The sequence below is a fragment of the Treponema putidum genome, assembly GCF_024401155.1.
Lineage (GTDB): Bacteria > Spirochaetota > Spirochaetia > Treponematales > Treponemataceae > Treponema_B > Treponema_B putidum.
Genome location: NZ_CP038804.1, coordinates 2367109 through 2390488, shown reverse-complemented (window position 1 = coordinate 2390488; position 23380 = coordinate 2367109). Strand labels below are relative to the sequence as shown.

Sequence of the window (23380 nt, the reverse complement as noted above, 5' to 3'; positions counted from 1 at the left end):
AATTCATTTATTATTCAAGGGTTTTATTTATGGAACTTTATAAAAATACTAAGAGATTAAATTTAAAAGAGCTTTTTTGATAAATAAAAAGCGGCAGATGCTTCAAAAAACTATCTGCCGCTAGTAGTTATAATTTAATAAGGTTATTTAAAAGACTATACCTTCGACAATTAGTTTTTCGGAAAATAATACTTTCTTGTATTTAACAAAAAGAGTATCGTTTGATGCATTGATTTTACTTTTTACATAAACATCAATATCTCCCGACTTTATCAATTTAAACTCTTCCCTATCTTTTTTAGGTTCTACCGGTGACACGACCGGTTGGGGTTCTCCCACACCTCAGGAAGCACATCCTATAAGGTCAATAGTTATTGCCTTAGAATTGATTTTTTTTAAATAATCCAAAACTTTGTCATCAATATTTATTGTCATATAATTGCTCCTTATTCAATAATAATTTCTTTTCTGTTATAAATTGACTCATCCAGTTCGCCTGTTCTTTTTGCTGCAATTACACCTGAAAGAAGAGAATCGCTTACGTTTAAGGCTGTTCGGCCCATATCGATGAGGGGCTCAATAGCAACAAGAAGACCTGCAAGAGTTATGGGAAGGCCCATTGAAGATAGGACTATGATTGCGGCAAATGTTGCTCCGCCTCCTACACCAACGATTCCAAAGCTGCCCAATGCCGTAATTATGATAAGTTTTACAAGGAAGACCGGTGCCAATGGATTGATTCCTAACGTGGGAGCAATCATAACAGCCAACATCGCCGGATAAATTCCTGCACAGCCGTTTTGTCCGATACTTGTACCCAAACTTCCTGCAAGGTTAGCAATACCTTCGGGAACACCTAAATTGTTTACTTGGTTTGAAACGGTAAGAGGAAGAGTTCCTGCCGAAGACCTTGATGTAAATGCAAACATAAGGTTTGAAACGCTTTTTTTAAAGAAAGTTATAGGATTTAATCCTGCAGTAAGCAAGTACAATCCATGTACAATAAACATTATGATAATTGCAACATAACTTGCTCCGATAAATCCGATAAGTCTTAAGATTTCGGAGAAATTTGAAGTTGAAGTGATATTAATCATAAGAGCCAGAACTCCGTAAGGCGTAATGCGGAGAACCATTCGGACAAGTCTCATAACTACATCGGAGCACGAATTAAGCCATTTAATAAATACGTCTGCACTATCGGGATTACTTCTTTTTAAGAATAAGACTGCAAATCCAAGCATTGCAGAGAAGAAAACCGTAGCCAAGGTAGCATTTGAACCTTGACCTGAAAATGCGGAAAAGGGATTTGTCGGTATAATTTCAAGAATTTGCTGTTGAATCGGTTTTGCCTCAAAATCCTGAAGTCTGCCTTCCATAGCCTTTCCTCTTGCAATTTCACTTTCACCGGCTGTAAGATTTTCTGCCGATAAGCCGAATGCAGAAGTTGTAAGAGCTCCTACGAGTGCTGCTATTGCAACAGTTATAATAAGAACAGCTAAAATTCTTCCTGCTGCCTTTCCAATGTTTTGCTTTTGTGTAGCAATTGATTTTGTAATGCTCACAATAATTAGAGGGTAAACAATCATCCTAAGTAATCGTACATAACCGCTTCCTACTAAAGTAATCCAGCTCATTGCTTTTTTTATCAGAGCTGTATCTTTAATAGTAAGCTGCAATATTGCACCAAAGATGATACCTACAACAAGGGCTGTAACTACACGTACATTAAAACTCATATTCAGTTTTTTCATGTATTTAATTCCATACATGAGTAATAATGCCGCAGCTACAATGCCTACTATACAGATTATGTCCATAAAAAACTCCTAAATACTTGTATTTTATGATCGCCGACTATTCTATCATAATATAAAACCTTTTACTAGACGTCTAAAAAGATGGTTAAAAAAATTGTCAACCAAAATAATTCTTAATTAAAATTCGTTCTATTGACAATTTTTTTATTTTTTGATAGAGTTCTTTTAATGTGTACGATTTAGTCCGCATTTTTATGGAGGTGCCAAGATGATTTATTCCGGAATTAACATAAGCTGCAAGTTTTGTACACCTCTTTTATTTTGATAACATCGGTTTTGCCGATGTTTTTTTTTGCATTTTTGTTTTAACAGGAGTTTAAAATGGCAAACAAATTTATGGGACGGTCATTGACTGTAATTGATGATTTATCAATCGATGAAAGAAAGTATCTTTTTGAAAAAACAAGGCGGTTAAAAAAAGCTATTCAAGAAGATGACCAAAAGGTTATGGATGAATTTAGAATTAACGACAAAGACTTCGGTATCTATGAGGTTTTTCTTGAGCCCAGTACCCGTACAAAAGAGTCATTTAGAAATGCAGCAAAATTTCATCAAGTAAAATTAAGTGATTTAGCCGCAGAATCTTCTTCTTTTAATAAGGGAGAAAGCTATGCAGATACGTTTAATACCCTTGCCGGTTATCAAAACAGCATATTCATTGTCCGCAGCAAGGTAGAGGGAGTATGCCGCTGGCTTGAAAACGAAGCTCAGGCTTTTTATCAAAGAAATAACTTAAAGCGAAAGCCTGCTTTTATAAATGCCGGAGACGGTAGGCATGAACATCCTACTCAAGAGCTTCTTGATGAATTCACGTTTATAGAAGATAATGGCTGGTCTTTTGATAAAATCCACATTGCCTTAGTAGGCGACCTATATCACGGCCGGACAGTTCATTCAAAAGCCGATGGGTTAAAAATTTTTAATTCAGTAAAAGTGGACTTGATAGCACCCCCTGAGCTTGCAATGCCTGAATACTATAAGGTTAGAATGAGAGAAAACGGATTTACCGTAAGAGAATTTTCCTCAATAGAGGAGTATCTGGAGCAATCCGATCTAGCTCTTATCTGGTACTTTACCCGTCCACAGCTTGAAAGAATGGGAGAACAAATTTTAAAAAAACAGGATGAACTGCGCCGTTCCATAACTTTCCGAAAAGAATTTATCGAAAAGCTTCATGAAAATACCCGCTTTTATCATCCTCTGCCTAGACATCGGGTTCATCCGACGATTCCTACTTTTTTAGATGCAACCTCTTTTAATGGCTGGGAAAGGCAATCTATAAACGGAATGTACGTAAGAATGGTTCTCCTTTCGATGATAGCAGGAAAAATAGGCGATGATTATAAGGGGCCTGAAGTCAAGCAAAGCTCATCGATTGAAGATGAAGATTACATAGTTGAAGTCCCTATCAGTAATTCTAAAGAAAGTAAGGTTGAAACCTTTTCAGAAGGTGTACGCCCAATACAAAATGGAATAGTCATTGATCATATTTGCAGAGGAGATAAACCGTCAGTAATAAGGCATCACATGTCCAAAATTATCAATGTTATGGGGCTCGAAGAAGGTAAGGGCGGTGAATGGGTCTCAACTTCTACAAAGGATAAGGGAACCTTTAAGGGTATTATTTTCAGGCCGGGCGAATATAAATTCTCAAGAGCTGATTTAAAGCGGCTTTCGGCTGTTGCTTCAAGCTGTACCCTTAATCTTATAAAAGACGGAAAAATTCAAGCAAAATACCGGACTCACCTTCCGCCTCGAATTTACAACTTTGAAGATCTGATTTGTAAAAATGAGGCCTGCATTTCACATCCCGCTCAATCCGAAGGTGCGCCCGCAATTTTTTACCGCACTGTTGATAACAGATATGCCTGCCAATATTGCGGAACAATTCACACCTTTAAAGAGATCTGGGGAGAAAAAAAGAACTAGCCCTTCCTCTATTTTCCGTTCCTATTGTTTTGAAACTTTATAGCTTCTTCAATAGGAACCGGTTTTTGGAAGGCATAGCCTTGTCCGTAATCGACTCCTATATCTTTTAAAATTGAAACTATCTTTTCGTTTTCTGCATATTCCCCTATTGTGTAAAGGCCTAAATGGTGGCACATATCCCGCATGGTCTTAACCATCGAAAAATCTACATAGTCTTTATCAATGGACTTTATAAAAGAACCGTCGATTTTTACATAATCTATCGGAAGAGTTTTTAAATACGGGAATGATGAAAATCCTTTTCCGAAATCATCCAATGAAAAAGCAAAGCCCAGTTTTCTTAATTCGGCAACAAATTGTGATGTCGCTTCTAAGTTGCGTACTGCACAGCTTTCCGTTATTTCAAAACAAAAATTATGAGCCGGAACATTGAAATCTCTACGGGTTCGAGCTATGAATTCTATAAGGTCATTGGAAAAAAACGAGTCAGCCGAAATATTAATTGATAATACTACATTATCTTCTAAAAACCCTTTTTTGATAGCATCTGCAAAAAAGGCAAAGGAATGTCTTATGACCCATTTATCTATTTCGTATATAAGGTTGTATCTTTCTGCTATCGGAATAAAAACATCGGGCATAATAACGTGATCATCATCAATTTTAAGCCTTATCAAAATTTCATATTTGGTATTGTTAAAAATATTATTTAAAGGCATAATTGCCTGTGCATATAAAACAAATTTATCTTCTTTAAGGGCTTTTTGGATCGTATTTAGCCAAAATGAAATATTTCCCCTCGAAAAACCGGAACCTCCTGAAAAGGACACTATCTCATACCTGTTTCCTCCTCTCCTAAAGGCTACTGAACAAGCATCATACGCATTTGAAATTACGTCTTGAGAGCTATGGGGTATTTTATTAATAGCAGCAATGCCTACACTTATGGAAATAGTTAAGATTTCTTCGTTCCACACAAAATGTTCATTATTTATTTTATTTATGAGGTCTTGGGCAAAATTACATACTTGTTCTTCATTTCCATAATAAAAAAGTGTAAATTCATCACCGATAACATGCATAACAGAGTCTTCAGGCATACCTTCCGATTTTATATAATCTAAAATCAAAGAAGATATGTGTTTTATTAGGGCATTACCGGCGTAATATCCCCAAAGTTGATTTATGGTTTTAAATTTATCTATATCCAAATATAAAAACCATACTTCTTCGCTGTCATCCATTTCAAGAATTATTTTATCTATTCTTTGAGCCATTGTGAGAGAATTTAGGTTGAAATTTATGTCTTTATTTAAGCGCGATTTTGCATTTTTTACTACGGAATTAAAACTCATCGCAATTCTTGCAATTTCACGGTATTGTTTACCCAAAAAATCAAATTTGATAAGCTCGGTGTTTTTTGCTGCCTTTTCTAAGCGGTTTGTAATAGTTTCGAGAGGAGATGCTATTTTTTTCGCAATTACGAGCGATAAAATACTTACAAAAATAATAAAGGTACATGCAAATAATATTGATCTAAATTTTAGACCATTTATAGGGCTATAAAAATCGGATGCAGGCACTGTAAATCCAATTGTCCAACCGGAAATCTCCGATTGAGCAAAGTAAAAAAATCTTTCAATTCCGTCATAGTCTTTTATTGCGGGCAAGAATTCGTTATAGTTTTCATCCAGTTTTAATTTAGCTATGTGCTCTATAAAGATTTCTCCGCCTTCAATATTGTAAAGTTCTGTAAAATTATCAAGACCAAATTGATACTTTTCATTTGGATGGGATAGTATACGATTTTTTTTACCTATTAAAAAAGCATAGCCGTTTTCCTTATATTTAACTCTTTCTATAAGGGGTAATAATTCGTCTATTCTTATTTCTCCAAAAAATAAACCTTCAGAGCCGCTTTTTGTAATAAACTGCTTCATAATTGAAACAACTATTGAGTCTTCCCGTGAACTTATGCTGTGATAGGGATTGGTTATGATAAGGTTTTTTTCATTTTTTGCTTCAAGGTACCAAGGCCTCTCCCTAGGTTCATAAGAGGCTGGAGGTACCCAGTGTTGGCCGTTTGCAAATGTCCCATTTTCATAGAATACCGCATAATCGGTTTCGGGGTCAAGCATGTTTAAATTTACTAAAAAATCAGTACAGTTTTCATAATCTGTAATATCCATATGAACAAAAGTATCTATAACTTGTTCAATTACGGCTGTTTTTTTAACAAGCCATTCATCTATTTCTTTTGCTATAAGTTTGACCTTTAATTTATTTTTATCGTTGAGATTTGTTGAAAAAAAGTTTGCTGAGTAAAAAAAATTAAGGAATACTGCAATAACTATTAGAGCACTAAATACTAATGCATTTAAGAGAATAATTTTCTGTTTTAATCTCATATAATATACCTCTAAATATCCTCCTTAAAAGGCCTTTTAAATTTATGTGTAAATTTCTTTTATCAAAATTTGACAGTGCAAATTAAATGCCAAAACAATATTTTGTTGTAATACCTGACTTAAACTAAATATGTCTCTCTATTTTGCTTAAGTATAACTAAATTTCGAAATAAAAGTTACTCATTTATCTTAATTATCTTTAATAAAGTAAAATTGCCTTTGCCTAGGTTAAAGACGTATCCTTTTTATTATGATATTCCGGATTGTATTTTTTTAATAATTTATTTAAATCCGTTATAAGCTCATTATGGCGGCCGACTAGTATATTTAGGTTTTCTTCATTAACATCATCCGTAAGGAAAAGTTCGTAAGGGGAAGTCTTTAGAGCATCGGTTATTTTTGATAAAGTTGAAGCAGAAACCCATTTTTGTTTATTTTCGATTGCATTGATAAAGGCAATAGATACATCTGCTTGCAGGGCTAATTCCATTTGAGACATTTCCAGTTTGTTCCGTATACGTTTTATATTCTTTGCTAGAACAGATGAATAATCATAACTCATAGCTAATAATACCTCGAATTACCAATCTTCAGTTATTCATTTCCCCCTTGAGTACGTTGTGGTTTGTTTTTATTACAAAAAAATGAGCAAAGGCACAATGCCCTTAGGCGTGTTATAGATTGAGAAAAAATGCGTGCTTTTTGGTGTAAATTTATTTGGACACAGGTATTCCAGCTGCGAGGCTGCGAGGCTGCGAGGCTGCGAGGCTGCGAGGCTGCGAGGCTGCGAGGCTGCGAGGCTGCGAGGCTGCGAGGCTGCGAGGCTGCGAGGCTGCGAGGCTGCGAGGCTGCGAGGCTGCGAGGCTGCGAGGCTGCGAGGCTGCGAGGCTGCGAGGCTGCGAGGCTGCGAGGCTGCGAATTTTACCCGCTATGCAGTATTGTGTCAAGAGCTTTGTAAAAATTTTTTGCGTTTTTTTATTAAAAAGCATACTGTTTTTCTCGATGCGCTTCTCTATCATCGCTATAGAGTATAGCATATTTTGCCGTATACCGCAAGGCAATCAGAGAATATTTTTATTTTTTTAGGGCAAATAATTACCGATTACCCAGTCGCAGTATGCCGAAAACTCGACACTTAAAATTCGCTTTTACAACAGAACTTCATGATTGTTCAAAAAAGGGTTCTTTATTTTTGCTTGACAAAAAGATAAGGCAACTATATAATTGGCGGAGCCCATTTGAAAGAGAAACTTTATGAAAAAAGAAACAAAGCACATATTTTCCGTAAAAAATTTTTATAAACATCCCATAACAATGCTTATAACTATTCTTGCAATAACCTTGTTTTTTGCTCTACAAATAATAAGACTCGATTTTGATAACAATAATTTCCGATTTATCCCTAAAAATGATCCGTCCCGAATCAGCGCAAAAAAAATTGCCGATATTTTTGGAGAGGATGTTCCCATTTTGATAGGAATAGAGCGCCGCTTTTCTACTATTGTAGATAAAGAATTCTTAGATGAAATACGTAAACTGGATGAAAACCTAAAAAAGCTCGATTTAGTAAAAAATACGGTTTTAATAACAAACACAACCCATATAGACATAGGTGAAGAAGGAATTGTAAGCGAGCCTATTATTCCGCCGGATTTTTCGGGTACGGAAGAAGAAATTAAGGCTGTTAAACATAAGCTGCGCAGTTGGGATATGTATGAAAGAAGCCTTGTTTCGGAGGATTTGCATGCAACCCAAATTTTAGTTTTTCTTAATATAACCAACGAAGAAAGCGGTTCTCCCGAAACTATTGCAGTTTGCCGCAAAATTATGGAACTGACGGCTGTTTGGAATTTTCCCGATTCTAAAATTTACCTGACGGGAACTCCTATTTTTAATGAAATAGTAAATGAGGCAACAGCCCATGACTTGAGCTTCTTGATTCCTCTTGTTATTGTTGTAGTTGTAGGAGTTCTATTCCTTTCCTTTAGAAGATTTACAGGGGTGTTTTTGCCGCTTTTGACGGTAATATGCTCCGTAATATGGGCTTTGGGAGCCATGGCTCTTTTTAATGTTCCATTGTCAATTCTTTCTACAATTCTACCTATTATTTTAATAGCAGTCGGTTCGGCCTACGGCATCCACGTTATAAACCACTATTATGATGAAGTTGTACAAGATGATTCCATCTCAAAAGAAGAACACAAAAATCAGGTTGTTAAAGCTTTAAGCGAGGTTATAAGGCCGGTTTTTTTGGCAGCCCTTACAACTTTTGCAGGTTTTGTTTCATTTTGTTTTACATCCGTCGTCCCTATTTTTGAATTCGGTATTTTTTCAAGTTTCGGCGTTGCTGCAGCATTTTTAATATCCATAACTTTAATTCCCAGCATATTGATACTAAGAGGGCCTAAAAAACCGTCAATGCGATGGGCAGATAAAAAAAATAATACCAGCCGTTTGGATCGCGGCATCGCAAGTACCTTTGTAATCATTGCAGAACATTCCCGCTCCGTTATTCTTTTTGTCGGGCTGATAGTAATTTTTTCAGTATTAGGATTAAAAAAACTTGTTATCGATAATGTTTTAATGGAATACTTTGATAAAGATGTCGCAGTCATTCAATCCGATACTTTTATGCGTAAACACTTCGGAGGCTCAAAAGTGCTTGAAATGGTCATAAAGACCCAAGACGGTTCAAGTGTCATACGCCCCGATATTTTAAAAGCCATTGACAATCTTTCTATTTTTTTAGAAGAAGAAGTTGATGATGTCGGTAAAGTAACTTCCATTGTTCCCCTAATTAAGCGTTTAAATCAGGTTTATAATGCCGATGAGTCCCCTGAAGGAATCTCTAAAGAAATACAATATGATGATATAGTTGAAGCGGAAGATTCAGGCAGCTTTGGAGACTTCGGGACATTTGAAACGGAAGAGGCAGATAATAATCAACTTACGGAAGATATACGCACAAAGAAAAAACAATATAGTCAAGAAGAAATTATGTCTATACTGAATGAAACGGCGGAAGAAAGAACAAAAAAGAATCTTTCCGCAGAAAAGCTGGTTTATGAATTCGGAAAAAAGATTAATTATAAGGGACTTGCATACTATGAGATTCCTTCCGATCCTAAAAAATACGGAAAAGAAACCCAAGAAGACTTATCGGCTTTAATGGGCAACTACCTGCTCCTCTTAGGAAAAAATACCGAAGGGTTTTTAGATAATAATACAAACCCTAAAACACTAAAAGTAAATATCCAACTCCGAACCGTCGGACAGAAGGATACGGACAAGGTTCTGGAAGAAATTAACGAATTTGTACGCCTTAAATTTCCCAAAGATGTAACAGCTGAAACAGGCGGTTTTGTATTGGTCGAAAAGACCTTGAACAAACTCGTAGTAGAATCCCAGCTTATTTCCGTAGGAGTTTCCTTATTTATAGTCTTTTTAATTCTTTCAATATATTATAGGTCAGCCATTGCAGGCTTTTTTGGAATTATTCCGCTCACCCTCTCCATCTTGATTAACTTCGGAATAATGGGCAGATTTGGTATAAAGCTCAACATAGGAACTGCAATGGTTGCAAGTTTTGCAATAGGAATAGGAGTTGATTATACAATTCACCTTTTGGCTGCATATCATAAATGCTTTCTTAAAACAAAGGGCAGCGGTCAATTTTTATATCTGACCTTTTTAGGTTCGGGAAAGGCTATTTTATTTAACGCTGTATCGGTAGGTGCAGGTTTTGCGGTTTTAATGCTTTCAAAATTTAATATGCTTTCAGAGCTGGGCTTTTTAATTGCCCTTATAATGCTGACAAGCTCCCTCGGCAGCTTGACTATTCTTCCGGTTTTATTAAATTTAATGAAACCAAAGTTTATAAGAAAACTTTTACCTGTAGATATAAAGGAAGTCAAAAACGAACATCCTTTTAATGAAGAAAAAGGTACAGAGGTATAAGATATGAAAAAAATTACTCTAAGTTTAATTTTTATTTTTGGGCTTTGCGGCTTTATTTTTTCGCAAAATGCCGAAGAAATTGCAGCTAAAACAAAGACAAAAAATACTGCATCTTCAATGGGGACTGCCTCCAGCTTGGATATGCAGTCAGGCGGAAAGACCATTTCTACCTTGGATATTATTCAATACTCTTCTTTGGACAAAAACGGTTTACAAAGGATGCTTGTTGAAATAAAGAATCCTCCGTCTTATAAGGGCTCAAGGTTTTTAATGATTGAAAATGCCGACGGCTCAACGGATCAAAGGATGTATTTAGCTCAAACAAAAAAGGTACAAAAGATATCGGCCCAAGGAAGCGCCGATGAGCCTTTTATGGGTTCAGACTTTTCAAATAACGATATTTCGTTTATGGAAAGGGACACAAAGCTCGATAATTTTAAAATCTTAGGTGAAGAAGAATATGAGGGAAACCCTGTCTATCTAATAGAATCTACGCCCAAGGATAAAAATTACACATATTCTAAAACCGTAATGCGAATCACAAAGGATAAAAATCTTTTACTCAAGGCCGAATTTTATCAAGGTTCTCAGCTTGTAAAAATTCTTGAGCTTTACGATTATAAGGAAGTAAGCGGGATAATGACGGCTCATAAAACAAAACTTTCGACGGTTAAGACAAATACATCCACCGTTATCACCATAAAAAAAATAGAATACGGCATGAAAATACCCGATTATGTTTTTACACAAAAATATTTGGAAACCGGCAAAAAATAAATTATTTATAAATTAAGGGAGCCCTTAAACTCAAATTGAGTTAAGGTTTCCCATAAGGTATTTTACAAAATGAAAAAGTTTTTTTTTACGTTAATTTTTATCCTTTCTTTAAACGCATTGATTTTTTCAGATGATGATTTAGGAGATTTCGGCTTTGATGATGAAGAAGGCGGGACCGAATCAGGCGTATTCAGTGTAGATTTCGGGGGTGCTTTTTATGCGGGTACGGAAATTTATTTTGATGCCTTTAAAAAGCCTGAAAACCATAAACCTCCGTTCCCTATTTGGGGCAGTCTTCATTTAGAAGCAAAGTCTCCTCTTGCCGAAGCCTATGCCTCGGTAAACTTAAACGCTAAAACTATCGCAGCCGGAATGGGAGAAACAGCGGAATTATTTCCTAAGCCGCTTTTTCCTGCATGGATTGGAGAGGCCTATGTACAGGCCCTTGCAGGCCCTGTAGTCTTAGGCGGAGGAATCAAAAAAATAAACTGGGGAAGGGCGGGCTTTTTTAGTGTTTTAGATGTTGTAAATCCGAAAGACTTCAGCAAACCCTACGAATTCTATCCCGAAAAAATTAAAAAAGCCTCTCCGGTTTTCTTTCTTTCGGCTTATCTGCCCAAAGAAATGAAGCTTGAATTTGTATATCTTCCCGTTTTTGAAGCCGATGAATTTGCTCTTGACGGCAGATGGAAAAAAGATACCTTTGCAAACATTATACAAGGTTTGCCCTCTTCTGCGGAGACAAACACTTTTGATTATGCACAAGGGGGAGTACGTTATACCCTTAGTGCCGACGGTAAACACGACATAGGTTTTCAGTATTTTACCGGTTTTTTACATGAACCCAATTTTAAATCAAAGCATAAACCTTCCGCCCCCACCGAAGCGGAATTTACACAAGTCTTCGATAAGGCAGAGCTTACATACAACCGCTATCATCAAATCGGTGCTGATTATGAAGCAATGTTCGGGCAGTTTACAATACAAGCCGAATTTGCCGCAAACATAAGCGGGGACTTAAAAGGAAATAATCCCGATATTTATAATCCTAATCTTGCATGGAATTTAGGCCTTTTATACGCTCTTCCTAAAAATATAAATTTGAGACTTCAAGCTGCCGAAACAATTAGGCTTTTTAATGGCGGAATCGATCAGGGTCATCTTAGCCTAGATACGGAAAAAGGCAGCCCTATTACAGATACCCGCCTCCTTTTCTCCATCTCTCAAACCTTGGTACGAGGTTCCCTTGAATGGAAGCTCAACGCTCTTGTAGGAATAGAAGATGCAGACTTTATGATAAACCCCGAACTTTCGTGGCTTATAGGCACAATCGACTTTGATCTAGGCCTCGGCTTCTTCGGCGGCAAAAAAAGCGGTAAATTAGGCCGATACCAAAACAATCATTTTATAAAAATGAGCATCGGCTATGAGTTTTAGAAAATTTTATAAGTTATAGTATTTTATCCGGAAATATGTTAAAATGATTTTATGAGGAGGAAAGTATGCCATATATCGCTTTGGAAAAAAAGATAAATAACTTAACTTTAGAGCAGCAACAGTCTGTTTATGATTATGTAAATTTCCTTTTATATCAAAATACAGCCGCAAAAAATCAAAAAAATATACGAAGAAAACCCGGAGGCCTTGAAGGTAAATTCTATATGGCGGAAGATTTTGATAAAACTCCGGAATGTTTTAAGGACTATGTTTGATGTACCTGCTGGATACACATACGTTGCTATGGTTTTTAAGAGCTTCTCCACAACTATCAAAAAAAGCTTTAGAGATAATTACTACAGAAAATAAAGTTTATGTCAGTATTGTCTCATTATGGGAAATAGCAATAAAAAAAAGTATAGGTAAACTTGAATTTGAATACTCTATAGAAAAAATCGCTGAATTATGCCATGAGAAGGATATATTAATATTACAAATTCAACCCAAATACTTTGATAAAATAATAAAGCTGGCAAATATTCATAATGATCCTTTTGATCGCTTGATCATTGCTCAGGCAATAATTGAAAATTTGGTAATTATTACAAAAGATACAATCATTCCTAAATATAGTGTAAAAACTCTTTGGTAACTAAAAATATTTAATAGCTTGCTCCGCCTTGCTTTATCCTATTATTTTTTGTATATTTTGTGAAGTATTTAATAAGATAATAGGAGGTCATTATGTTGGTTAAAGAAGAAATTGAAAAAGGTATAGCCTCGATTAGGCCCTATTTACAGGCCGACGGCGGAGATATAGAGCTTGATTCAGTTGATGAAGCCGGAAAAGTTTATGTTAAGCTAAAAGGAGCCTGCGGGTCATGTCCTATGGCTATTTATACCCTTAAAATGGGGGTTGAAGAACAGCTTAAGGACATGTTCCCCGAGGTCAGCGAGGTAGTCGCAGTTTAAAATTTTAGAGCGGCTAAGCTATTATTGCCTCTAAAGCAATTTCCATCATGGTTTTAAAAGTAGTTTGACGCTCTTCGGCACTTGTCTGCTCATGTGTAACGACGTTATCCGAAATGGTAAGCACGGCAAGGGCTTGGCGCTTATATTTTGCAGCGAGGGTATAAAGTTCGGCCGCCTCCATCTCTACCGCTAAAACTCCATAATCAGCCCACATTCTCCATGTTTCAAGATCATCATAAAAGACATCGGAGCTGGCAATCGAACCTACTAAAGGTTTTATTCCCATTTTTTCGGCATGGTCATAGGCATTTTTTAGCAAGCTCCAATCGGCAGTAGGAGCATAATGACAGCCCTTAAAACGGTGTGTGTTAATCCCCGAATCGGTAGAGGCTGCCATAGCTAAAACTACATCCCTCAAGCCTATATCCTTTTGCAGGGCTCCGGCTGTTCCGATACGGATAGCCCTTTGTACACCGTACTCATTAAACAGTTCATTTGCATAGATCGAAAAAGAAGGCTGACCCATTCCCGTTCCCTGAACTGAAACCTTTACGCCCTTGTAGGTTCCCGTAAAGCCCAACATACCCCTAACCTTGTTATAACATTGCGGATTTTCCAAAAAATTATTTGCAACAAATTCCGCCCTCAAAGGATCCCCGGGTAAAAGAATCTTATCGGCAATTTCTCCTTGCTTTGCAGCTATATGAACACTCATCTTTACCTCCAATAAAAACTTTTTGTAGGAAATATCAATTTCCGAAAAAAGTTTTTTCAAGCGGTTTGTTTACAAACCGCATAACTCCAATAACACGATAAGTATACCCTATTCAAAACTAAAGTGCAAGATAACGTTCAGTAAATGCGAGTCCTTGCAGAAAAATAAAAAAATATATATAATTGGCGCTATATTCCATATAATTTATAAAAGGGATTTAACAAAATGAAAGAAAAACTTACATTGAGCGCACCTTCAAAAAATAATGACGGCATTATGAGAAAAAGAGCAACATCCATTACGGCACGGCTTTTACGGGCAATTACGATAACAATCATTTCAATCGTAGCCGTTATTTCTGCGGTTGTGGGCTTTCAACTATATAAAAAGAACATTACCCAATTCGATGAATTTACAGGGCAGCAGTTTTTCAATATTGAAAAGTCCATAAATCTTTTTATACTGAACGGAAAAAATGCAGCTTCCATGCTTACGGAAACTCCTGCAGTTAAAAATGCCGATGAAAGTATTTACAATTATAGCTCGCAGACAAATGATATGTCTCATAGCGGAAAAGCGGAACAAGATATTGTTTCAGAATTTAACCGAGCAAAAGCAAGTTATGCGAACTTTAACGAAGTATATCTAGGTACTAAATGGGGCGGATTTGTAGGAATACAGCATGAAAAAATTCCGAAAGGTTTTGACCCTCGTGAACGGGATTGGTATAAAAATGCAGCGGCTGCTAATGGAAAGCCCGTAATAACCGAGGCATATATGTCGCCGGACGGGAACCTCACTTTTACAATTGTGCAAAGTGTAAAAAATTATTCGGGCGAATTTATCGGAGTTATAGGAATCGACATAAACCTTTCGGATTTAACTTCGTTTATAAGCGGAACTCGTATCGGCGAGTCGGGCTATTGTATGCTTATGCAAAACGATGGATTAATTTTAGCCGACCCGAAACATACAGACTATAATCTAAAAACATTAAAAGAAACAGACATTCCTGCCTTTAACGAAATAGACAAAATGAAAGATGGTTCGGCTTTTATTATGCTTGACGGAAAGAGATGGAAGGTTTCAGTATTTTCACTTTCGGGCCTCGATTGGAAAGTTGCTCTTTTTATCGAACAAAACGAAATGCTTTCACTTTTTTATACCCTCTTAAAAAATATGATTCTTATCGGTCTTTTTATGTTCGTCCTGTATTTTACATTGGCTTTTATTTTTGCAAAGGCTCTTAAACGCTATTTTAAGCGGCTCGAAACCGTTTTCGGCAAAATTGCCGAAGGCGACCTTACCGATAGGGTAAAGGTAAAAAAGAATAACGAAGTCGGACGTATTATGATAAATCTCAATACCGCAATCGAAAACAATCATACGATGATATGCCTTTTAAAAGATGAAGCCGATAAAATGGGCTCAATCGGATCTCAGCTATCAAGCAGTATGGAAGAAACGGCAGCTGCAATTAAACAGATAGGCGGAAACGTTAACAGTGTAAAAGAAAAAGCTATGACTCAGGCTGCAGGCGTTACCGAAACTGTTGCAACAGTGGAGCAAATCAATGGACGGCTTAGCCGCCTCGTTTCCGGTATAGAAATGCAAGCCGCAAGCATCAGCGAATCTTCTGAGGTCATTACGCACATGGCGGAGAACACCGTTAAAATCGCTAAAACGCTTGATGAAAATAACGAGCTTATCAAAACGGTGTATGGACAAACCAAGGTCGGTAAAGACGGAGCAAGAACTGCAAATGAGATTGTAAAGCAAATCGCCGAAAAATCGGCATCCCTCCTTGAGGCGAGCCAAATCATTCAAAATATTGCAAGCCAGACCAACCTTTTGGCAATGAATGCTGCAATAGAAGCAGCCCACGCAGGCGAGTCCGGAAAAGGTTTTGCCGTTGTCGCCGGCGAAATTAGAAAACTTGCCGAAGGCTCTAATTTGCAAGGAAAACAAATTGCTGCGGTTATAAAAGAGACGACGGAAATTATCCGCAACATTACCGAGGCCGGTTCTCAAGCGGAAAAGACCTTTATCGATGTTTACAATTTGGTCAGTCAGATCTCCGAAAAAGAAGATACTATTTTGGAAGTAATGCAAGAACAGGAAGAAAACGGAAGGCAGGTACTTGATGCCATTAAGAGAATAAACGGCGTAACAAGTGAAATTAACTCAGCTTCCGCTGAAATGCTTGAAGGCGGTACTCAAATCGAACAGGAAATGCAAAAACTCGCCGAGATAACACTCGAAACAACCGACAATATGAATGAAATAGCTTCAGGGGCAGATCAAATTACCGCCGCCGTCGAAGAAGTAAGCGAGATTACGCAAAAAAATAAGGCAAGTATCGAAAATCTTTCCAATGAGGTTTCCAAATTTAAAGTATAAGAATAATTAAAAAAACTGTAGACTAAATTTGTTAAAATAATTATATTAAAAAAAATGAAATTTAAATCTAACAAACGCCGCAACTAAATTTAAGACATACCTCGAAAAACTAAACATTCTTCAAGGCCTGCCTAATTCATAAGGAGTCTTAAAATGACAAAGAATGACGGAATTTTCTCTGAAAAAAACAATGAGAAACATCAGATTGCGAAAACAACTAAAAAGCAGTTTTCGCTGCGCAAAAAAATGGTTTTAGTTTTTGGGCTTTTAATTACGATTGCACTTGTAATTGCAGCCATGCTTACGGTGGGTATTGCACGTAAAGCGGTACTTGAAAAAGTGGAAGCGCATCTAACAGATAAAGCAACCGACATCGCTGAAGTCATTGACGGAAGGGTAACTTCCGTTGTTCAATTTATTGAAGGCTTGGCCCGCATGCCGTTTTTACGCGACAATTCAATGACTTTAACCGAAAAAGCAGAGCTTCTTGTAAAAGAAGCCGAACGCAACAAAAAGATAGACTACTTCGGTGTCTGTGATATGCAAGGCAACCGTTATGATGCAAATGGTATGAGTACGTCCGTAAGAGACAGAGAATGGTTTAAAGCAGCTGCACAGGGTAAAAACTTTATTACAGAACCGACTATTTCACACATAACAAATAATATGCAAATCCTTTTTGCAGTTCCGATTTACGATGACAATAACTCAATAATCGGTATCCTAAATGCGGCGGTTCCGGCTAAGCTCCTCTCTGAGGAAATCGATGACATCGTAGTCGGGCAAACAGGTGAATGCTATATACTCGGTTTAAAGGGTACCGTTATAGCACACAAAAATTTTGATATGGTAACCAAGCAGAGGAATATGATTGAAGAAGGTAAGAACAATAAAAACCTTGCTTCCCTAGTGGAATTTTTGCAGCATGCCCTTGATACCGATGATAGTGAGCTCGGCTACTATGATTATGACGATATTTCAAATATCGCTTCATATTCGACGATCAAAATTACCGGATGGACGGTCATTCTTAAAGCACCGGTTAAAGAATTCATAAAAACGGTAGACGATTTAAGAATGAGTATAAGAATCTTAGGTATTATCATTTTGATTATTACTCTTGCCGTTATATATGCCGTTGCACATTATATGCTCCAGCCTATTCGAAAAACGGTTACAGCGTTAAAAGATATTGCACAGGGAGAAGGAGACTTAACTGTTCGTCTTCCCGTTAACGGAAATGATGAAATCACAGATTTGTCCGAATATTTCAATCAAACAATTGAAAAAATAGGCGCTGCAATCAAAAATGTCGGTGAAAATTCGGTTTCAATGGAAGCCATAGGAGAAGAACTTGCTTCCAATATGACTCAAACGGCGAGTGCGATAAATGAAATCAGTGCAAACATTGAAGGGGTTAAAAGCCAAACCCTTACGCAAGCTGCAAGCGTGACCGAAACCGCAGCTACAATTGAACAAATTGTACGCACTATCAAACAGCTGAATAACAGTATCGAACATCAAGCAGCAAGCGTTGCCCAGTCTTCGGCCTCAGTAGAAGAGATGGTTGCCAACATCGCATCCATTACGCAAACGCTTGAAAAAACCTATGATGTTGTCAAAAATCTTGCATCGGCAACTGAAGACGGAAAAGAAACGATTATAACCTCAAACAGCGTAACACAGAAAATTGCAGAAGAATCGGGCTCCCTTATAGAAGCCTCAAGCGTTATTCAGCATATTGCAAGCCAAACCAATTTGCTCGCAATGAATGCTGCTATTGAAGCAGCCCACGCAGGTGAAGCGGGCAAAGGTTTCGCTGTCGTCGCAGATGAAATCAGAAAGCTCGCTGAAGACTCGGCAACTCAAGGCAAGACGATAACATCTACGCTTAAAACCTTATCAAGCGAAATAGAATCTCTTTCGGTTTCTTCTAAAACCGTCGAAGACAAATTCAGCACGATTTTTAATTTGTCCGAACAAGTAAAATCGATGAGCGACCGCCTTACCGAAGCAATGCGAGAACAGGAGAACGGCAGCCGCGAAGTACTCGGAGCAATTAAAAATATCAATACGGTAACCGTAGAAGTTCAAGCCGGTTCCGAAGAGATGCTGAAAGGCGGAGAGGGGGTCGCAGAAGAAATGCTAAAACTTGATAATTTAACCCGTATGATAACCGACAGTATGAACGAGATGGTAGCAGGTGCCGTTCAGATAAACAATGCAGTTCAGGAAGTAAATGCAATAACACAAAAAAATAAGACGAGTATTGAAAATCTAGCTGCTGAAGTCGGCAAGTTTAAGGTTTGATTAAACGGTAAAGATTTTATACCGACGGATTGACATATTCATATAAAAGGCCTATACTCACTCTTGCATCCCGAATTGCGTTAGACGCACGCAAAAGGAGAGAGTTATGGTAATTCATATGAATATGTACCAGTCGCTCGGCTTTGCAATCGCTTGGTTGCTGGTTGGACGATTCATTAAGGCGAAGTTTGAGTTTTTTCAAAAGTATTGTATACCTGCCCCGATAGTGGGCGGCTTTTTGTTTGCGCTGATTTCGTTAGCACTTCACACAGCAAAAGTACTCGACTTCGAATTTGACACAACCCTGCAAACCTATTGGATGGTAATGTTTTTTACCTCTGTGGGCTATAATGCAGGGTTTTCGATTTTAAGAGACGGCGGGAAAAAAGTTTTTGTCTTTTTGGCTGTAGCTATAGTTTTTGCTATTTTGCAAAACGTTGTAGCTCAAGGAGTCGCAAGGCTTATAAACTTTAATCCGATGCTCGCCGTCATGCTGGGTTCAACATCTTTTACAGGGGGGTTCGGTACAGCGGCCTCCTTTGCTCCTATTGTTGATCCGGAAAACACTCTGGGAGCCTTATCCCTCGCAGTAGCCGTTCCCACCTTCGGCTCTTTGATAAGCTCCATCTTAGGCGGTCCCGTCGGAAACCGTCTGATAAAAAAATACGGCTTACAGCCTTCAAATGCCGATGAAAGCGTAAGAATTGATGAATCGGGAAACATAATAAAAACAACAAAAGTTGTTAAGAAAGTAGAAGCGGTTCATCCGAGCTTTATAAAGCGGCTCTTCTTTAATCCCACAAAGGGCAGGGAAGAGGGTCAAGAAGTCGTAACGGTTCAGGAAGAAGTTATTCATGAAGCCTCGGCAAAAGGTGAAGTAGATAACTCGACAACCAGTTCTGAAAAGCATCTTAGCAGTGAAAAATTATTACTGGCTTTTATGTTTTTAGTTCTGGCTTCAGGTTTTGGTCTCTTTGTTACCAATTATCTTAATTCAATATCGCCCAAATTTAAATTCCCCATTTACATAGGGGCGATGATTTGTGCTGCCGTTATACGAAACATTGCAGATACGTCAAAAAAATTCAAGATAAATATGGACGAAATTGATGCACTCGGAAATATTTCTTTGAATATGTTTTTGGCTTTAGCTCTTGTTTCGCTAAAACTTTGGCAGCTGGTAAGTTTGGCTATCCCTCTGATGATTATTTTAAGCGCTCAAATCGTTCTTTTGTATTTATACACCCGCTTTGTTACCTTTAAGGTTATGGGCGGAGATTACGATGCTGCGGTCATCACGGCCGGACACATCGGTTTCGGTTTTGCCGCAACCCCTAACGCCATGGCTAATATGGGCTCTATATGCGAAAAATACGGCTATTCAAAGATAGCCTTCTTTGTCGTTCCTATAGTCGGCTCCTTATTTATTGATTTTTTCAATATAATGATAATTGGTATTACCATAGGCTTGGTCGACTAAAATTAGGCCGCGGCTCGGTCTTTTGTTATAGGGTATATGTAAAAACCTTATAAACAAAAGGCCGGCCCCAAGCCATTATTTTCAGTAAATAATTGTTATTCTAAAGAATCGAAACAAACCCGGTAAGTTTTTTAAAGATGTCCATTTATAACAGCCTCTTCATTTTTTTTGTTGTTTCCTTATAATATAGATATGGCTAAATTTAAACGGAAAACAAAAGAAGAGCGCTCGCATGAGATAATGGAAGCGGCAAAGAAAGTGTTTTTAAAAAAAGGCTTCCGTAATACTACTATGGAAGATATAGTTGCCTCCACAAGCCTTTCAAAAGGAGGGGTATATCAGTACTTTAAAAACACAAAGGCTATAATGTTTGCTATAATGCAGGCAGGAAACTATTTCCGCTACAAACGGAACGAAGAAATTTTTAGTTCTGCAAAAAAAATTGACGACCCTTATGAAATTGTGACCCAAGCTTTAGAAGCAAAACTATTTGATGATGTCCCCGAAAAACGGCTTTATCTAATGTTCCTTGCAGAAATTCTATATGACAAAGAATATGAAGCTCTTTTTTTGGAGCTTGAGGCTCAGGCTCATAAGTTTATAAGAGAAAATTTGGAGCACTTGTTTAAAGAAGGAGCTTTTGCCGGTAAAAAAATAAAGTATAAAACAAACAAAGCGGAAAGACTCTACTCCCGCCTCTTTAACGGAATCCTTATAATGTATGAACTTTTTGAAGACAAAACCGTTTTTGATAAAGGAAAGAAAGACATACACGGCCTTATTTACTCTTTTATAAAAAAGAGTTTTATTATCAGCTAAATAAAAACTTCAGTCAAAATTAGTTACCCTATCTTGACTTTATTTTCTCTTTTTATATAATCTAACTGACGGTATCGTCAGTTATGGAGGTTTATATGACAGATAAGAGAGAGCATCTAATATCAGATAATATGTTCAAGCTGATGCTCGAACTCAGTATTCCGGGCATTATCGGAATGTTTGTAATCAGTTTATACAGCTTTGTGGATGCAATATTTGTAGGAAGATATGTAAGCAGCTTAGCTTTAGGAGCAATCAGTGTAGCCTATACATTTACACTGATAAATAACGGCATTGCCGTTTTAGTAGGTATAGGTTCCGCTTCCGTTCTTTCGAGGGCTGTAGGGCGGAGTGACCAAGAAACCGTTGATTCTATTATGGGAAACGTCCTTTTGCTAACTCTGCTTTTTTCATTGGTAACTATGACAATAGGATTAATTTTTGCGCCTCAACTTTTATATCTTATAGGAGCCGAAGGCGAAATGCTCCGTTTAGGAGTGAGCTATTTAAGAATTGTATACCTCGGATCAATATTCGTAAATTTCGGTCAGGCTGCAAACATGGTTATGAGAGGAGAAGGCCGAATGGGTATTGCAATGCTTTTGATGGGAATAAGTGCCGTATTAAATATTATTTTGGATGCGGTCTTTGTAATTGTTTTAAAAAAAGGACTTGAGGGTGCCGCTATAGCAACAGTCATATCTCAAGTAGTTCTTGCAATATGTAATTTCTGTTACTTTGCTTTCTTTAGCAAAAATGTTAAATTCAAATATTTTAAGCTTCAAAAAAGTATCGTAAAAGAAACTCTTTCAATCGGTTTTTCTGCAATGCTTATGCAAGTTTTTGCACTTTTGCAGCAGGCGGTAATGTATTCTACACTAAAAAAATATGGCGGAGAAGATCAGGTAATCTTGATGGGTGCTTTTTTTAGATATCTAATGTTGTCATTTATTCCTCTTTGGGGAATAAGTCAGGGCTATCAACCCTTTGCAGGAACCAATTTCGGAGCAGGAAAATTTGACAGAGTAAAAAAAGGTACGTTTCTTTTTTACGGCTTCGGATTGTTTTTATCACTGATATTTTGGCTGGTATTTTTAATAATGCCTGAAAGGGTTTTAGGTCTCTTCTTGGAAAATAAGGAACTTATATCTCTAGGAAGAACGAATACAATGCTTGCTATTTCTTTGTTCCCATTGTCGGCGATTATGATTATCAATTTAACCCTTTTCCAAGCTCTAGGTAAAGCAAAGTACGCAGGTATGCTGGTAATTTCTCGTCAATTCTTGCTTTATATTCCGGCCGTATTGATTCTTCCCGTATTTTTTGGAACACGTGGGATTTGGATTTCAAGTCCGATAGTAGATACACTAGTTATGGTTTTATCTGCACTTATAGTGATTAAACTTTTTAAAAAAGATCTAAGTACTAAAGATAAACCATTGAATGCATAAGTTACTGTCATTTCACAAGGCGGCCTTTATTCGTGCGGAGGGTTTAATACCCCGACGCTTGCGTCGGGGTTGTTGATTTCGGCTGTCTTGTGAAATCTACCTTTTTGCAAGCGGGAGAATCATTAAATTATATTTTTAGTATCTATCTAGCGTGCATTAAATTCAAAAGAACCGGATGCTTTGCTGCATTTTATTTTGAGTTTAATTTTTTTATCGTTGTAAGCAGACATATCAATTTCGGTATTTAATATATTTCCGTCTTTATTATTATCAAAAGATGTGATTAACTTATCACCAAAACTTATTTCTACCGAAATATTACCTGAATCTATATTCCATAAACATTTTAAATTTTTACCTTCCTTTATTGTAAAGGTAGTGATATTCTCAGAAGTTTTATATTTAAATTTAGCCTTCCATAGATTATTAAAATTAGTTTGGGTCTGCATAATGGCTATATTTGTATCAGGAAAGAAATTTTCGATTTCACCATCCATGGCCGATTTAAAAATATAAATAGATAAGATAATCGAAAAGATCAAGCTCAAAAGAGTTAAAACCGCGGCGGCAATAAGAGGCCAGAGATTTGCCTTGTTTCTTTTATTTACAGCATCCGAAATATGAGGCATCTGTTTACCGCAGCTGCCGCAAAATGGTATTCCGGCAGCTTGAATAAATCCGCATGAGGTGCATTTTATCCTCTTACTTTTTCGGGCCGCTACAAGATAAAGAACAAGTCCAAGCACTGCCGATAGAAAAAATACAATTAAAACCCAAATCAATGGTTCGTCATTTCTTTCTTGTGCATCTTTGTAAATCCAATATGCAATAAGGATGCGGGCAACAAGAGCAAAAGTAGATACTGTAATAATAACAGTAATAAGTGAAATAAAAAACATTTTTCC

19 protein-coding genes are annotated in these 23380 nt (G+C 37.1%); 13 read left to right on the top strand and 6 right to left on the bottom strand.

Translation table 11 applies throughout. The features are described from left to right. Positions 1-147 precede the first annotated feature (147 nt). Together E4N74_RS11095 and E4N74_RS11090 are read right to left on the bottom strand one after the other, a co-directional pair. The gene (locus tag E4N74_RS11095; RefSeq protein ID WP_338065263.1) at positions 148-435 is read right to left on the bottom strand and encodes a CC/Se motif family (seleno)protein; all 288 of its coding nucleotides are present in this window, start codon (positions 433-435) and stop codon (positions 148-150) included. Between the two features lie 11 nt (positions 436-446). Beyond that, a complete protein-coding gene (locus E4N74_RS11090) occupies positions 447-1820 on the bottom strand; it encodes an L-cystine transporter (RefSeq protein WP_044978180.1) in 1374 nt (457 codons plus the stop codon). Between the two features lie 321 nt (positions 1821-2141). Here E4N74_RS11090 and E4N74_RS11085 point away from each other — a divergent pair, with 321 nt between their 5' ends. Further along, complete coding sequence (locus tag E4N74_RS11085; protein ID WP_044978179.1) at positions 2142-3749, top strand: bifunctional aspartate carbamoyltransferase catalytic subunit/aspartate carbamoyltransferase regulatory subunit; 1608 nt, start codon at positions 2142-2144, stop codon at positions 3747-3749. Between the two features lie 8 nt (positions 3750-3757). Here the strand turns inward: E4N74_RS11085 and E4N74_RS11080 are convergent, their stop codons facing one another. After that, positions 3758-6157, bottom strand: coding sequence for an EAL domain-containing protein (locus E4N74_RS11080; RefSeq protein ID WP_255817736.1), 2400 nt, complete (start codon positions 6155-6157; stop codon positions 3758-3760). Between the two features lie 223 nt (positions 6158-6380). Then, complete coding sequence (locus E4N74_RS11075; RefSeq protein WP_044978177.1) at positions 6381-6719, bottom strand: helix-turn-helix domain-containing protein; 339 nt, start codon at positions 6717-6719, stop codon at positions 6381-6383. 129 nt (positions 6720-6848) lie between these two features. Between E4N74_RS11075 and E4N74_RS11070 the strand changes: the two genes are divergently transcribed. The 7 genes from E4N74_RS11070 to E4N74_RS11040 all read left to right on the top strand — a co-directional run bounded on the left by E4N74_RS11070 (position 6849) and on the right by E4N74_RS11040 (position 13300). Beyond that, positions 6849-7115, top strand: a complete 267-nt coding sequence (locus tag E4N74_RS11070) for a hypothetical protein (protein ID WP_255817735.1) — start codon at positions 6849-6851, stop codon at positions 7113-7115. 296 nt (positions 7116-7411) lie between these two features. Next, the gene (locus E4N74_RS11065) at positions 7412-10114 is read left to right on the top strand and encodes an efflux RND transporter permease subunit (RefSeq protein ID WP_255817733.1); all 2703 of its coding nucleotides are present in this window, start codon (positions 7412-7414) and stop codon (positions 10112-10114) included. A gap of 3 nt (positions 10115-10117) precedes the next feature. Further along, complete coding sequence (locus E4N74_RS11060) at positions 10118-10891, top strand: outer membrane lipoprotein-sorting protein (RefSeq protein WP_044978174.1); 774 nt, start codon at positions 10118-10120, stop codon at positions 10889-10891. Positions 10892-10960: 69 nt separating this feature from the next. Further along, on the top strand, positions 10961-12328 hold the full coding sequence (locus E4N74_RS11055) for a hypothetical protein (protein ID WP_255817732.1): 1368 nt from the start codon (positions 10961-10963) through the stop codon (positions 12326-12328). A gap of 65 nt (positions 12329-12393) precedes the next feature. Further along, positions 12394-12603 (top strand): DUF2281 domain-containing protein, encoded by a 210-nt coding sequence (locus E4N74_RS11050; protein ID WP_002672644.1) that lies wholly within the window; start codon positions 12394-12396, stop codon positions 12601-12603. Beyond that, positions 12603-12980, top strand: a complete 378-nt coding sequence (locus tag E4N74_RS11045; RefSeq protein WP_044978172.1) for a type II toxin-antitoxin system VapC family toxin — start codon at positions 12603-12605, stop codon at positions 12978-12980. The genes E4N74_RS11050 and E4N74_RS11045 overlap by 1 nt, the downstream gene beginning before the upstream one ends. Positions 12981-13072: 92 nt before the next feature. After that, positions 13073-13300, top strand: coding sequence for a NifU family protein (locus tag E4N74_RS11040; RefSeq protein ID WP_044978171.1), 228 nt, complete (start codon positions 13073-13075; stop codon positions 13298-13300). Positions 13301-13313: 13 nt separating this feature from the next. Here E4N74_RS11040 and deoD read toward each other — a convergent pair whose 3' ends face one another. Further along, positions 13314-14015, bottom strand: a complete 702-nt coding sequence (gene deoD, locus E4N74_RS11035) for a purine-nucleoside phosphorylase (RefSeq protein ID WP_044978170.1) — start codon at positions 14013-14015, stop codon at positions 13314-13316. Between the two features lie 225 nt (positions 14016-14240). On the opposite strand from deoD, the gene E4N74_RS11030 reads away from it, so the two are divergent. The 5 genes from E4N74_RS11030 (at position 14241) to E4N74_RS11010 (ending at position 22475) form a co-directional block, all read left to right on the top strand. Then, complete coding sequence (locus E4N74_RS11030; RefSeq protein WP_255817731.1) at positions 14241-16415, top strand: methyl-accepting chemotaxis protein; 2175 nt, start codon at positions 14241-14243, stop codon at positions 16413-16415. 153 nt (positions 16416-16568) lie between these two features. Then, the gene (locus E4N74_RS11025; RefSeq protein ID WP_255817730.1) at positions 16569-18725 is read left to right on the top strand and encodes a methyl-accepting chemotaxis protein; all 2157 of its coding nucleotides are present in this window, start codon (positions 16569-16571) and stop codon (positions 18723-18725) included. A 106-nt stretch (positions 18726-18831) separates the two neighbouring features. Next, positions 18832-20205 carry a sodium/glutamate symporter gene (locus E4N74_RS11020; RefSeq protein WP_255817729.1) on the top strand — a complete coding sequence of 458 codons (1374 nt, stop codon included), beginning with the start codon at positions 18832-18834 and terminating at the stop codon, positions 20203-20205. A gap of 168 nt (positions 20206-20373) precedes the next feature. Next, positions 20374-21024: a TetR/AcrR family transcriptional regulator gene (locus E4N74_RS11015; protein WP_255817723.1), complete on the top strand. Its 651-nt coding sequence runs from the start codon at positions 20374-20376 to the stop codon at positions 21022-21024. A gap of 95 nt (positions 21025-21119) precedes the next feature. After that, entirely contained in the window at positions 21120-22475 is a 1356-nt protein-coding gene (locus E4N74_RS11010) for an MATE family efflux transporter (protein ID WP_044978164.1), read from the top strand. A 146-nt stretch (positions 22476-22621) separates the two neighbouring features. Here the strand turns inward: E4N74_RS11010 and E4N74_RS11005 are convergent, their stop codons facing one another. Then, positions 22622-23374 carry a hypothetical protein gene (locus E4N74_RS11005; protein ID WP_255817721.1) on the bottom strand — a complete coding sequence of 251 codons (753 nt, stop codon included), beginning with the start codon at positions 23372-23374 and terminating at the stop codon, positions 22622-22624. Positions 23375-23380: the final 6 nt, after the last annotated feature.